Annotated in this window: 1 protein-coding gene; it reads left to right on the top strand. The window is 32.7% G+C overall.

Features of this window, described 5'->3' with window-relative positions; genetic code table 11:
* A partial coding sequence (locus tag SB660_RS20345) for a site-specific integrase (RefSeq protein WP_410584126.1) occupies positions 1 to 275 on the top strand: 275 nt, incomplete at both ends.

Here is a 275-nt window from a genome sequence, read left to right as displayed (position 1 = left end):
CTTGATAAAGATAACAATCCAATAAACCTATTATTTGTGAAAAGTAATGGGTTTCCTTCACACCCTGATAGTATGTCTAATAGATGGAAAGAAATTGTGAAAAGATTTAACTTACCGCTTCTCACTTTTCATGGATTACGTCACACTTACGCTTCGTATATGATTAGTAAGAATGTTAATTTCAAAATCATTCAAGAACAACTCGGGCATACGGATATTAAACAAACCCTCAATACCTACAGTCATTTAACAGAACAGGACAAAATAAAAGCAAG

Source organism: Bacillus sp. SIMBA_005, from assembly GCF_046535585.1.
In the GTDB taxonomy this organism is placed as follows: Bacteria; Bacillota; Bacilli; order Bacillales; family Bacillaceae; genus Bacillus; species Bacillus pumilus.
This window is presented reverse-complemented; position numbering and strand designations above follow the sequence as displayed.